We start from the raw sequence: 12677 nt of genomic DNA, 5'->3' as shown, positions 1-12677 counted from the left end.
TTAAATTGTTGCTTTTTAACAATCGTTTGCGGAATTTTGGGCTTTTAATCCTTACCAAAAATGGAGCATTCGCATTACATCAGTACGGAAGTATTGACTTTAGAGACTTTACAACAGATTATTTCTGAGCACAAAACGTTATCCCTTTCAGAAGAAGCCAAAATCAACATTCAACAGTGTCGTGATTATTTAGACCAAAAGATGGCGGCTAATGAATCTCCGATATATGGGATTAATACTGGTTTTGGTTCGTTGTGTAATGTGAAAATATCCAATGAGAATTTGTCTCAGCTTCAGGAAAACTTAGTGAAATCACATGCTTGCGGCACCGGAGAAGAAGTACCTCAGGAAATTGTAAAGTTGATGTTATTGCTTAAAATACAGTCTTTGAGTTACGGACATTCCGGAGTACAATTGCAAACTGTAGAGCGTTTAGTAGATTTTTACAATAACGACATTCTGCCTGTAATTTATACCCAAGGTTCGCTTGGTGCAAGTGGTGATTTAGCCCCGTTGGCTCATTTGTCATTACCGTTGTTAGGGGAAGGCGAAGTGTATTATGACGGATTTCGTCAGCCTTCGAAAAAGGTGTTGGAAAAAATGGGTTGGCAACCGATTGTTTTGCAATCTAAAGAAGGTTTGGCACTGTTAAACGGTACCCAATTCATGAGTGCTTATGGGACTTATATCTTGTTGAAAGCCATGAAGTATTCTTATTTGGCGGATGTCATTTCGGCTATATCTTTAGAAGGATTTGATGGCAGAATTGAACCGTTTGATGAACTGATTCATTATGTTCGTCCGCACAAAGGGCAAATCGTAACGGCTAAAAGAATGCGAGAACTGTTGGAAGACAGTCAAATCATTGCCCAGCCAAAAGCACATGTGCAAGACCCTTACTCTTTCCGATGTATTCCGCAGGTTCATGGCGCCTCAAAAGACACGATTGATTATGTAAAGAAAGTATTCAAAACCGAAATCAATTCGGTTACCGATAATCCCAATATTTTTAAAAACGAAGATGTAATTATTTCCGGTGGAAATTTTCACGGACAACCCTTGGCTTTAGCCTTAGACTTTTTAGGTTTGGCTTTGGCCGAATTAGGCAGCATTTCCGAAAGAAGAACGTACCAATTGATTTCAGGATTGCGAGGTTTACCGGCATTCTTGGTGGACAATCCCGGATTAAACTCAGGCTTTATGATTCCGCAATATACGGCGGCGAGTATTGCCAGCCAGAACAAACAGTTAGCTACACCGGCAAGTGTGGACAGTATTGTTTCTTCAAACGGACAGGAAGACCATGTGAGTATGGGTGCGAATGCAGCGACCAAAACGCTTCGCATCATGGAAAACTTGGAGCGTATCTTGGCCATTGAGTTGATGAATGCTTCTCAGGCGATTGCTTTCAGACAGCCATTACAATCTAGTGATTTTATTGAAATGTTCCTGAAATCTTATAGAGCAGAAGTGCCATTGGTAAAAGAAGACCGAATTCTGCATTACGACATTGAAAATTCCGTAGCGTTTTTGAATAGTTTTGTGATAGAGTTGGAAGAATAGAAAATCACCCTTAGCGATTATTCTATCAAATAAGCCTTTTTGATTAAATCGAGTTTGGGGTAGGTTTGGTAAAACAAGTCGCGGTTTTGATATAAGTTAGTGTCAGTCATGGGTTCTTCAGCATAACCGGAGTATAATTTATCGACTACATCCATTCCTTTTTTTACTTTGCCTAATGGGGTGAAACCCTTTACAGCTTCAAAACCGAGTGTATCCAGAACTTTGTTGTCTGTTAGGTTGATAAAAACCTCTAAATCGCGCGAGTCTTTTCCGAAGCGGGCAAAACTGATTGTGCCCCTGTTATTGCTATGCAATACCGGTTCGTCGGGGATTTTTATACTTCTCCAATTTTTCATACTCAAGTTATCGGTATTGCCAAATTGCGCTACAAATTCGGGTACGACACGGTAAAAGAGGGCGTTGTCGTAATAGCCATGTTTGATTAATTGGTAAAGTCTGTCGGCTGCTAGAGGTGACCAGCTTCGGGTAATTTCCATTTCAAAGTCGCCTTTAGTGGTTTCAAATCTGGCCGTAAATGTTTTGGGTGCTTGTTCTTTGGTCCATTCCAACTTAAATTCGGATTCTTTACAACTTGAGGCAAACAGTGATAGTATAAGAAAAAGTAAGATTCGCATGGAAAGTTTTTTTGTAAAGTTATTGTAAAAAAAGAAATTAGTCAAAAGACAGCAGTTTTTCCTTTTTCCTTTTTCTACAATAAATAAAGTATATTTGATAGTAATAAGGGTTTTCTTTAAAAAGAAACATTACTTTAATCTAAACCATGAACCATGAAAAAACTATTACTTTTTTTAGTAACTATTGGCTGTACGGCTTCAGCATCGGCACAGCAAGACAAACGCCTGAAAGGAATTGAAGTTGAACTTAACAAGATATTAGAAACCACAAAATCGGCCGGATTTGCGGTTGCAGTTGTAGAAGGTGATAAGATCATTTACGCTAAAGGTTTTGGGTATAGAGATTATGAAAATAAGATTCCAGTGGATGCGAATACTTTGTTTGCTATTGGCTCTAGCTCTAAGGCTTTTACCTCGGCTATCTTAGGTCAGTTGCGCAAAGAAGAGAAATTGTCATTTGAAGATAGCCCGAGAAAATACATTCCGGAGTTGAAATTTTTTAACGACAATATGAATAATAATATTATCATAAAAGATTTGATGTGTCATCGTACCGGTATGTCACGTCATGATTTTTCTTGGTATTTTTTTCCGACGACCTCTAAAGACAGTTTGGTGCAACGCTTAGTACATCAAGAGCCTTTTGCCGGTGTGAGAGAAAAATGGTTGTACAACAATTTTATGTTTTTAACCCAAGGCGTCATTGCAGAACGCATTACCGGAAAGAGTTGGGAAGACAACATCAAAGAGCGTTTTTTTAAACCCTTAGGTATGACAAGGTCAAATACATCTATTGGAGAGATGAAGACTGCAGTCAATGCGGCATTTGGTTACCAATTAAAGAAAGAGACTGTTATCAGTATAATGGATTACTATGATATTTCCGGCATGAGTCCGGCCGGCAGTATAAACAGTAGTGTAAATGAAATGTCAAATTGGATGATTACTTGGCTCAACAAAGGAAAGTTTAAAGGGCAACAGCTTATTCCTGAGGATTATATTCAAGAAGCGATGAGTTCTCAAATGGTTGTTTACGCTGGCTTACCGGATAAAGAAAACCCCGATATTCATTTTGGTAATTATGGTTATGGATGGTTTTTAAATTCGTATAAAGGACATTATCGAGTGAGCCACGGAGGCAACATCGATGGTTTTTCAGCCGATGTTACACTTTATCCGAGTGACCATATTGGCATAGTGGTATTGGCCAATCAAGATGGATCTGCCGTTCCGGATTTGGTTAGGAATACCATTTCCGATTATCTTTTGAAAGTGAACAAAACCGATTTCGTAAAAATTTTTAATGAAGACAAAGCAAAAGCCAAAAAAGCGCAAGATGAAGTCAAGAAAAAAGCAACTTCTTCAAAAGTAGCTCATACTAAACCGTCTCATATTTTACAGGATTATACCGGTAAATATTATAATCAGGGTTATGGTGAGTTTAACATAACCAATCAAAATGATTCGTTGTTTGTTAATTTCAAATTTAAAAAACTCTATTTGCGACATGCTCATTATGATATTTTTGAACCTTTTGAAGTGATTAAAAAAGAAATAGATACTGCACAAAGTGATGGAGAAATCCGCTTTAATTTTTTGACCAATGAAAGCGGAGAAATTGCTTCAGTAAAAGTAAAATTAGAGGCTATGTTAAGTCCGATTGAGTTTAAACACAAACCTAATACGATCAAAGTAAGCAAAGAAGTTTTAGCCAAATACGTAGGCGATTATGAACTGTCGGGCATGACTGTTAAAGTTTATATTAAAAATGAAAATACCTTATGTTTGTTTGTGGCCGGTCAGCCGGAATATGAATTGTTGGCTACTGATACTCATAAGTTTTCATTTAAAACCCTTGAAGGATTTAAAGTAACCTTTATAGAAGAGGCTGATAAAACTATTAAGAATGTAGTTCTAATTCAACCTAATGGGAATTTTACAGCGAAGAAAAAGTTATAATATTTGTTTGAAATGAATGAAAAACTCCTCAATAATGGGGAGTTTTAATTATAGTTTTACAAAGAAAGCTGGAAATGATTTTTTAAAGTTTTCTTCCTTGAATAAGTCTCAAAACTATAGCAATAATGGCTATAACAAGCAGTATGTGTATCAGTTGTCCAGCACTATAGGCAAAGAAACCTATGGCCCATAAAATGAGAAGTACAACGGCTATGGTATAAAGTAAATTGTTCATGATGTTTTAGTTTTAATTGATTAATTTTAGATAGTATAAAGGTAATCTCTTAAAAGTCAACACACTTATAGAATTTGTAGTATGAGTTGTATTATTCACACTTATCCGATTAAAATTTATTTGTTTAAAGGATTCGTGTCAGGACCATAAGACTGTCCCTTAATTTCTTCTTCTAAAGCCTCTTCTAAAACTTCTTCTTGTTCCATATACTCTTTAGAAAGCTTTATAATTTCGTGCTCTGTTTTTGAACTATCATCCATTACAGCATTGTTCGCGGTTTCGTGTGAAGAAATCAATTCATTCATTTTTAAATGAACTAAGGCCGAATAACGATTGAATGATTTTTGGATGATAAACAAAGACAAAAAAGTAGTTCCAAAGATAAAATCACCAATATTATCATGTATGTTATTGCCTTTGAACAATCCGGTTGTCCACCAGTATAAAATTATAATCAAGGCTAAAAGAAAAGAAATAGCATTCCCCATAATTTTGGTGGCTATGGAAGTCAATCTTTCGAAGTACTTTTCAAAATTTAAATAAATATTTTTCATAGAATTGTTTTTATGGAATGCAATTGATAATTAGGAGAATTTAAAAAATTATGGGATTTGAATAGGGGTTTTATTTATTTCCGAACTTTGACTTGCTGTAATAGTGATCGTAATTTCATTTAAATATTTTAATAGTGCATCGTAATCTCTATTCATCGCCATTGTAATAGTGACTTTTTTTAGATTAAACTCCTTTTTTTATGCATAATTTTGTTGGTTGTTGTTACCAAAAAAGCACCAAATAACTTTGGTGCTTTTTACTACTGTTGTATTGAGGCAAACAGATTTTTTAAAGTATTTTGACTTGAAAATGAAAAGTGGTTATTCCTTTTTAGTTTAATGACTACCTTTAAAATTATTCACTATACAATAGAAAATTTTGAGGACAATATTTCTTGCCAGTGACTTTTGAGTAGTCTCTAAAATGACTAACCCCTTTTCAAAATTCAAGAACAAAAATTAATCTTAAGTTTAATTAGAAGGCTATTACACCAATATTGGTATTAACGCCGGCAGTTACTACTACATTAGTTTGTGTTACGGGAAGGAGTGGTGACAACGGAGTAATGGTAAGGGTATAAGTTCCCGGAGGTAAACCGGTTACTCTAAAGTTCCCTTCAGCATCTACATTACTGGTATAAAACAATAGGGTTGAAGTGGAGGTTGCTGTTACCATAGCTAATGTTCCAACTGGAGTAATACTTCCTATAATATTTCCTGAGATAGCCGTCAATACCGGTCTAAGTACCGGTTTTAGTTTAAATGTTCCGTTTCCGGTTTCAATGATTGAGGCATTAGCATCAAAATCTAATAAGATACTGTTGTCAATATCGGCATACAAAGTTTGGTTAACCAATAATTTTAAACCCGATTGTTCAGCACTTGGCGTACTCAAAGGGTAAGTTACCCCATCTAAAACCACAGTATTGTTAGAACCTAATATCAAACGAATTTGGTTTACTCTGGAATCGCTCAAAGTACTGGTAGCAATTAAAGTATCCGCACCATTGGTAAAGTCTAAAAGATTATAAATACCTGCATTGGTATTTAAGAGTACGGTTTGACCGTTACTACCTTTTACTTCAACGGCTTGTATATCTACATTCACTTCGCTAAATGGTCCCGGAGCATCAGTCATTCGAACCTTATAAGCATAACTGTTGGAGTCCAAGCTATCACTACTACAAGAGCTTAATGTGATTGCAATCGCCATAAATGCCATTGTTAAAATTGTCTTTTTCATAATTAAGTGTTTAAGTAATTGTGTAGATTAATAATGAAACAAATTTCGATATTTTGGATTATAATTTTGTTATATAATATCGATTTAATGTTGCATGATTTTCATTTTATAAAAGTATTATCAATAATAGTACTATGATAATTATGGCACCAACCGAGAGGTAAACACCTTGGCCACTAGCCTTTAGAGTTGTTTTAATTTCTTTGACTTCTTTTCGTAAAGCTCTTTTTTCAACTCTGTTCAAATTGGATTTATCCATGGTCTTAATTTCTTCCAAACGTTTAATTAGCACTTCTGCTTTGGCCTTGGCTTCTGCGGTTGGTGGATTATTTGTTTTTGTTGCCACTGGTGGCTCGGAGATAGGAGCATTGGCAAATACCGGCGTACTAATGGCCACTGTACATAGTAGTAATGCCATTTTAATTTTTGTAATTACTTTCATAGTTTTAATATTAAGGGTTATAATTTAAGCTTCGTCTTTAGTGGTTCTAACCAAACTTATGCCTGGAATAAAAAATATCAGTCCTAAAGCAGCATAAGTAATAAGTGATTTTATTTCTTGTTCTTCTCCTTTATTGGCCAGAAACATTTGCGCAGCATATATGAGACAGGCTATGCCGAGTAAGGTGAGCACAGCTCCGAAAATTCGTTTGATATTCATTAGGAATTTGGTAAGGATTATTGAAATTATATTTGAGATCTTGCTTTTACCTCACTTCATAATTTCTACTACAAAGGTTGTACTTAGCATTCGCTTTTGCATTACAGAATTTGTTCTTTAAATTGTATAATTCACACGCTGTTGTTTTGCATAAAAAAAACGCCCGAGAAACAAATCCCGGGCGTTTTTACAATATGAAATTAAAAATACTTACTTCATTTTTCCGTTAACTACAGCAATTACGGCACCGACTACAGAGGCAATTACCATAGACACTAAAACATCTACCGCAACTATTTGCCAGTTGATGGTTTCGCTGTACATACTGTAAAAGAAATTCATGGAAAGCGACATGAATAAAGCAATACCAGCAGCTAATTTAACACCAGGTACGCATTTACTAACTCCTTCGCCTTGGTTAAAGATGAAAGACATCATAAAACCAAAGCACATGCAACCTAAGAAGATAAAAGTTATGTTTTCCGCTCCGGAACCTTCAGGCTTTGGAAAGTAATCTTTCAAAAGCATTCCATACAATAGCCAACCTAAAAGGAAATCAGCAATTCCGCCGACAATACCTCCGATAATAAAGTTTTTTACATTCATAATTAATAGTTTATTGGTTAATACCATAAATTTATTAATATAGTGAGAATGTAATAAATTAACAAGTGTTTAATTATCAACTTTTTAATAAAGCGAATTGTTAATAACGTTTTTGGTAATTTGTTAACTTTTGGCCTTCTTAAAAGTACCGTTATCAACGTCTTTTAAAAACTGAATCACTCCCGGAAAATAATGTTCCTGGTCGTCATATTGCGAACAATGGCTTCCATTCGGACAATATAAAAATCGACCGTTTTGGACTTCGTTGGCAATCCATTCCATGTGTTTTGGATCCATGGTGTCGTATTGGGCTCCAATGGATAACGTAGGAACTGTTAATGTTTTTAATTTAGCCGTGATGTCCCAATCTTTCAAAGTGGCATCGCCGGTAATGCCAAACTCACTCGGACCTTGCATATAAACATAGACATTCGGATTCAAATGTTTGAACGCTCTGTTAATCGATTCTGGCCACTCAGCTACCGGAAATCTTAGGATGTGTTCGGTGTAATAGTGGTTCAACAACAATTCCATGTATTTTGGATTGCTGTAGTCTTTGTTTTTTTCGAATTCTTTTATTTGAGTGAATACTTTTGGGTCAAGTTTTGGCCCCAATACTTCTTCAGCATATTTATTATAAGCCGGAGCACTCGCCATCATATTAGAAATAATAAGGCCTTTTAGATTTTTTTGGTACTTCAAAGCATATTCCATGGCCAAGATTCCACCCCAAGATTGTCCGAGCAAATAGAAGTTGGTATTGTCCAGTTTCAAAGCTTTGCGCACTTGTTCTACTTCTTCTACAAAACGCTCTGTAGTCCAAAGTCGATTATCATTAGGTTGATCGCTGTAGTAAGAACCCAACTGGTCATAATAAATGTATTCAATGCTTTCTTGTGGAAAATACCCGTCAAAGCTTTCAAAAAATTCATGGGTTCCGCCCGGTCCGCCATGTAACAAGAGTACTTTAATTTTGGGATTGTTCCCAACTCTTTTCGTCCAAACTTTAAATTCGCCGACAGGAGTAGAGATGGGAATCATTTTGATGCCTCCGGTAAATTGGTCATCTCTTTGTGAGAAATCAAGGTAATTGTCTTTTACAGAATTTACCGGTTTACTTTCCTTACAACCGGAAAATAAAACAATAGTTAACAAGACGCTGAGTAATAGTTTTATCTTCATGGTTGCATAATTTAAAATTAGTTATAAATTTTTTGGTACAAGTCTTTGTATTTTTCCATCACAATCTTACGCTTTAATTTAAGCGTAGGCGTAAGGTGACCGCCGTCAATAGACCAAACTTCTGGAGTTAGTTCGAAGCGTTTTATTCTTTCCCAATTGCCGAATTTTTCATTTATTTTTTCCACTTCTTTTTCAATGCGTGCAATTACATCGGGATTTGAAGCTATAGTTGCTGGACTTGAACCAACGTTTAGATTCTTTCTTTTAGCCCATTCTTGGATAAAATCAAAACTAGGTTGGATAAAAGCCGCCGGCATTTTTTCGCCATCGCCAATGACCATGATTTGTTCGATAAACAAAGATTGTTTCATGGCATTTTCAATCAACTGAGGTGCAATATATTTTCCTCCCGAAGTTTTAAACATTTCTTTTTTACGGTCGGTTATTTTTAGGAATCCATCCGCATCAATTTCGCCAATATCACCGGTGTGGAAGTAACCGTCAATAATCACTTCATCAGTTAATTTTTGGTCTTTGTAATACCCCATCATTACATTAGGTCCTTTGCAAAGAATTTCACCGTCAGCGGCAATTTTGACTTCTACATTATTGATAACTCGTCCAACACTACCTACTTTAAAACCACCATTTCGTTGGTCATTCACTGAAATTACCGGAGAAGTTTCGGTTAAACCGTAACCTTCCATGACCGGCATGTCTGCAGCGGCAAATACTCTGATTAAACGGTGTTGCAAAGCGGCACTACCGGAAACCATTACGTTTAAATTGCCACCTAAACCTTCTTTCCATTTGCTGAAAATCAGTTTGCGGGCTATCTTTAATTGGAATTCATACCACCAACCATTGGCTCCATAAGGTTCGTAGCGCAAGCCTAAATCGATGGCCCAAAAGAACAGTTTCTTTTTGATACCAGTTAAATCTTCTCCTTTGGCGATGATTTTATCGTATACCTTTTCGAGTAATCTCGGTACCACAGAAAATACCGTTGGTTTCACTTCTTTGATATTGTCTGAAAGTTTTTCAATAGATTCTGCGAAGTAAATGGAAACCGAATAATATTGGTAGATATACAAAATTACCCGCTCAAAAATGTGACAAATCGGTAGAAAACTCAAAGCTACACTGGTTCCTTCATCGAATGGAATTCGGGGCGAACTATCGAGCACGTTTGACACAATATTGTTATGGGATAACATTACGCCTTTAGGCTTTCCTGTAGTTCCCGAAGTATAGATGATTGTGGCTAATTCTTCCGGTTTTACATTGTTTTTTCGGTATTCAACTACGTCTTGATTGCTTTGGTCTTCTCCCAGCACTAATAGCGCTTTCCAGTTTTTGCAACCTTCAATCTCATTGAAAGAAAAAATGTCTTCCAGTAATGGAATTTCATTTTTAACCGACATTAATTTTTGATACACCACATCATCAGAAACAAAACAATACTTTGATTCGGAGTGATTTAAAATATAAGCATAATCTTCCGCAGAAATGGTTGGGTAAATCGGGACCGTTTGACAACCAATTTGCAAGACTGCTACATCCATAATATTCCACTCGGTTCTATTGCTCGAAGAGATGATGGCTATTTTGTCATTTTCTTGTATGTTCAATCTCAACAAAGCTCTGGAAACTGTATTGGCTTTATCGATATATTCCTGCGTAGAAGTAGAAACCCATTTTCCATCGTATTTGGTTACGAGACAATTAGGCATATTGTTCTTTTCGAGTTGGTAGTAAGCAAAATCAAAAAGGCGGGTTATTTTTGTCATTTTGGTCATTAATTTGATGCAAATTAAGGATTATTGTAATTAAACACAATATTAATTTAAAATATAGTAATCCTACTATTGAATTCTGTAGTTTTGCATCGTTTGTTTTTATTTGCAACATGAAAAAATTCCCCAGAATAGCCGAATACAAAGTAATGGTCACGCGATTATTACTGGTTTATCTTTTTTATTTTATTGCTCGAATCCTATTTTATGTTTACAACCAAAGTCTAATTGAAGTTGACAGCGTTTTCGATTTCCTAAAGCTTTGTTACCATGGTTTGGCCTTTGATACGACTACGATTTTGTATGCCAATGCGTTGTTTATTATCGCTTCTGTTTTTCCGGTGCTGATTAACACTAAAAAGGCTTACCAGAAAGTATTGTTCTATCTGTATTTTTCGACCAATTTATTGATGTATTCCGCCAATTTTATAGACTTTATTTATTATCGCTATACCTTCAGTCGAAGTACAAGAGCTTCCTTGGATACTTTGGAAAATGAGCAGAACAAAACGGCTTTGCTTTTCAATTTCCTTTTGAATTATTGGCATGTATTTTTGCTGTTTTTTGCCTTGGCTTATCTCTGGATTTTGCTCTACAAAAAAACCAAAGTTAAACATGTAACCGAAAAACCAACCCTAAAATATTTTGCCGCTTCCGTTGCTAGTTTTCTTTTGATTACGATCCTTTGTATTGGTGGCATCAGAGGTGATTTTAAGAAGAGTACACGGCCGATTAACTTATTAGACGCCAATCGTTACGTGCAAAATGCCGGTCAAGCCGATGTGGTTTTAAATACCCCATTTGCCATTATTAGAACTTGGAATGCCAATACGTTTAAGAAAGTTAATTTGGTTTCCAAAACCCAAGTGGATAGTTTATTGGTGCCGATAAAACAGTACAAAAACAATCCGTCTACCAAACCGAATATTGTGATTTTTATCCTCGAAAGTTTCGCCCGAGAATACAACGGTGCTTTCAACAAAGGAACCAAGATTCCGGATTATGTTGGTTACACGCCATTTGTCGATTCTTTGGCGCAACACAGCTTGATTTTTACCAATGCACATGCCAACGGATGGAAATCCATTCACGGTGTTTCTTCGATTATTGCGGGCGTACCTTCGTTTAAAAACGCGTTTACGTCTTCGCCTTATCCGAAGCAAAAAATAGAGTCATTGGTTTCTACTTTAGAAAGCGAAGGGTATGATACTTCCTTTTTCCACGGCGCACCCAATGGTTCGATGGGGTTTTTAGGTTTTGGAAACATTTTGGGTTACGACCATTATTACGGCAAAACAGAATACAATAATGACGCCGATTTTGATGGCGTTTGGGGTATTTGGGACGAACCTTTCTTTCAATATTTCAACAAGACATTGACGCAAAAAAAGCAACCTTTTATGGCGACCATGTTCTCGGTATCTTCACACGAACCTTATAAAGTTCCGGAAAAATACGAAGGCAAATTCCCGAAAGGCAAAGTAAAAATTAACGAATGTATTGGTTACACCGATTTTGCTTTGAAGCGTTTCTTCGCGGAAGCTAAAAAACAACCTTGGTACAACAATACGATTTTTGTTTTGGTAGCCGACCATGGAAATACCATTGCTTATGATGAATACCGAAAAGAATTCAATAGAAATACGGTGCCGATTTTGTTTTATTCGCCAAACAAAAAGTACGTTGGGGTCAACAATGATTTAGCCCAACAAATCGATATTTATCCGACTTTACTGGATATGATTGGTTACCAAAAACCTTTCAGGAGTTGGGGCAGAAGTTTGATTAATGAAAAGACTGTTCCGCCGTTTGCCATTAAATATGGCGCGAATGTGTACCAATTCATGAGCGGCAATTACATCTGCACGTTTGACGGAACCAAAGCCATTGGTTTTTATGATAAAGACGATAAAGGAATGGCGAAGAATTTAATTGGCAAACGCAATGCTGAAATGAATGCGATTGAATTGAGATGTAAGGCGTTTGTCCAGGATTACATGGAAAGAGTAGTGGATAAGCGATTAACAACGGTTAAATAAACAAACTAGAAATGGCCGAATGTCCACTGGACATTCTCCTCTTAATATCAAATGTACAGGATTACATGGAAAGAGTAGTGGATAAGCGATTAACAACGGTTAAATAGAAGCAAGAGGCAAGAGGCAAGAAGCAAGAAGAAAGAAACAAGAAGAAAGAGTAAAGATGATAAATATTGTTACTTGATTATGGTATTGATTTTTTGA

12 protein-coding genes are annotated in these 12677 nt (G+C 36.1%); 3 read left to right on the top strand and 9 right to left on the bottom strand.

The genetic code is table 11. From position 1 onward, the window contains the following. Positions 1-60 precede the first annotated feature (60 nt). The gene (hutH, locus tag ICG50_RS11870; protein WP_187661117.1) at positions 61-1563 is read left to right on the top strand and encodes a histidine ammonia-lyase; all 1503 of its coding nucleotides are present in this window, start codon (positions 61-63) and stop codon (positions 1561-1563) included. Positions 1564-1580: 17 nt separating this feature from the next. Here the strand turns inward: hutH and ICG50_RS11865 are convergent, their stop codons facing one another. Further along, positions 1581-2198: a peptidylprolyl isomerase gene (locus ICG50_RS11865; RefSeq protein WP_187661116.1), complete on the bottom strand. Its 618-nt coding sequence runs from the start codon at positions 2196-2198 to the stop codon at positions 1581-1583. 153 nt (positions 2199-2351) lie between these two features. Here ICG50_RS11865 and ICG50_RS11860 point away from each other — a divergent pair, with 153 nt between their 5' ends. Further along, on the top strand, positions 2352-4157 hold the full coding sequence (locus ICG50_RS11860; RefSeq protein ID WP_187661115.1) for a serine hydrolase: 1806 nt from the start codon (positions 2352-2354) through the stop codon (positions 4155-4157). 82 nt (positions 4158-4239) lie between these two features. Here ICG50_RS11860 and ICG50_RS11855 read toward each other — a convergent pair whose 3' ends face one another. The 8 genes from ICG50_RS11855 to ICG50_RS11820 form a co-directional block, all read right to left on the bottom strand. After that, positions 4240-4392, bottom strand: a complete 153-nt coding sequence (locus ICG50_RS11855) for a lmo0937 family membrane protein (protein ID WP_187661114.1) — start codon at positions 4390-4392, stop codon at positions 4240-4242. 116 nt (positions 4393-4508) lie between these two features. After that, positions 4509-4946, bottom strand: a complete 438-nt coding sequence (locus ICG50_RS11850; RefSeq protein WP_187661113.1) for a low affinity iron permease family protein — start codon at positions 4944-4946, stop codon at positions 4509-4511. Positions 4947-5421: 475 nt separating this feature from the next. After that, positions 5422-6189 (bottom strand): DUF4382 domain-containing protein, encoded by a 768-nt coding sequence (locus tag ICG50_RS11845; protein WP_187661112.1) that lies wholly within the window; start codon positions 6187-6189, stop codon positions 5422-5424. Positions 6190-6295: 106 nt separating this feature from the next. Next, complete coding sequence (locus tag ICG50_RS11840) at positions 6296-6607, bottom strand: hypothetical protein (RefSeq protein WP_222940205.1); 312 nt, start codon at positions 6605-6607, stop codon at positions 6296-6298. A 48-nt stretch (positions 6608-6655) separates the two neighbouring features. Continuing rightward, a complete protein-coding gene (locus ICG50_RS11835) occupies positions 6656-6850 on the bottom strand; it encodes a hypothetical protein (protein WP_187661110.1) in 195 nt (64 codons plus the stop codon). Positions 6851-7060: 210 nt separating this feature from the next. After that, positions 7061-7456 carry a hypothetical protein gene (locus ICG50_RS11830; protein ID WP_187661109.1) on the bottom strand — a complete coding sequence of 132 codons (396 nt, stop codon included), beginning with the start codon at positions 7454-7456 and terminating at the stop codon, positions 7061-7063. A 123-nt stretch (positions 7457-7579) separates the two neighbouring features. Beyond that, entirely contained in the window at positions 7580-8638 is a 1059-nt protein-coding gene (locus tag ICG50_RS11825) for a proline iminopeptidase-family hydrolase (protein WP_187661108.1), read from the bottom strand. 17 nt (positions 8639-8655) lie between these two features. Then, positions 8656-10428, bottom strand: a complete 1773-nt coding sequence (locus ICG50_RS11820) for an AMP-dependent synthetase/ligase (RefSeq protein ID WP_187661107.1) — start codon at positions 10426-10428, stop codon at positions 8656-8658. A gap of 119 nt (positions 10429-10547) precedes the next feature. Here ICG50_RS11820 and ICG50_RS11815 point away from each other — a divergent pair, with 119 nt between their 5' ends. Next, entirely contained in the window at positions 10548-12473 is a 1926-nt protein-coding gene (locus ICG50_RS11815; RefSeq protein WP_187661106.1) for an LTA synthase family protein, read from the top strand. The last annotated feature ends 204 nt before the right edge of the window (positions 12474-12677 follow it).

This window comes from Flavobacterium buctense (assembly GCF_014486695.1).
Classification (GTDB): domain Bacteria; phylum Bacteroidota; class Bacteroidia; order Flavobacteriales; family Flavobacteriaceae; genus Flavobacterium; species Flavobacterium buctense.
Note: the sequence above shows the minus strand (reverse complement) of the source record. Positions and strands in the feature narration are given on the sequence as shown.

Bases quoted from the DNA above. Each gene is read 5' to 3' on its own strand.
- ICG50_RS11830 (WP_187661109.1), bottom strand. From the start codon at position 7,456: ATGAATGTAAAAAACTTTATTATCGGAGGTATTGTCGGCGGAATTGCT.
- hutH (WP_187661117.1), top strand. From the start codon at position 61: ATGGAGCATTCGCATTACATCAGTACGGAAGTATTGACTTTAGAGACT.
- ICG50_RS11815 (WP_187661106.1), top strand. From the start codon at position 10,548: ATGAAAAAATTCCCCAGAATAGCCGAATACAAAGTAATGGTCACGCGA.
- ICG50_RS11860 (WP_187661115.1), top strand. From the start codon at position 2,352: ATGAAAAAACTATTACTTTTTTTAGTAACTATTGGCTGTACGGCTTCA.
- ICG50_RS11845 (WP_187661112.1), bottom strand. From the start codon at position 6,189: ATGAAAAAGACAATTTTAACAATGGCATTTATGGCGATTGCAATCACA.
- ICG50_RS11820 (WP_187661107.1), bottom strand. From the start codon at position 10,428: ATGACAAAAATAACCCGCCTTTTTGATTTTGCTTACTACCAACTCGAA.
- ICG50_RS11835 (WP_187661110.1), bottom strand. From the start codon at position 6,850: ATGAATATCAAACGAATTTTCGGAGCTGTGCTCACCTTACTCGGCATA.
- ICG50_RS11865 (WP_187661116.1), bottom strand. From the start codon at position 2,198: ATGCGAATCTTACTTTTTCTTATACTATCACTGTTTGCCTCAAGTTGT.
- ICG50_RS11825 (WP_187661108.1), bottom strand. From the start codon at position 8,638: ATGAAGATAAAACTATTACTCAGCGTCTTGTTAACTATTGTTTTATTT.
- ICG50_RS11840 (WP_222940205.1), bottom strand. From the start codon at position 6,607: ATGGCATTACTACTATGTACAGTGGCCATTAGTACGCCGGTATTTGCC.
- ICG50_RS11850 (WP_187661113.1), bottom strand. From the start codon at position 4,946: ATGAAAAATATTTATTTAAATTTTGAAAAGTACTTCGAAAGATTGACT.
- ICG50_RS11855 (WP_187661114.1), bottom strand. From the start codon at position 4,392: ATGAACAATTTACTTTATACCATAGCCGTTGTACTTCTCATTTTATGG.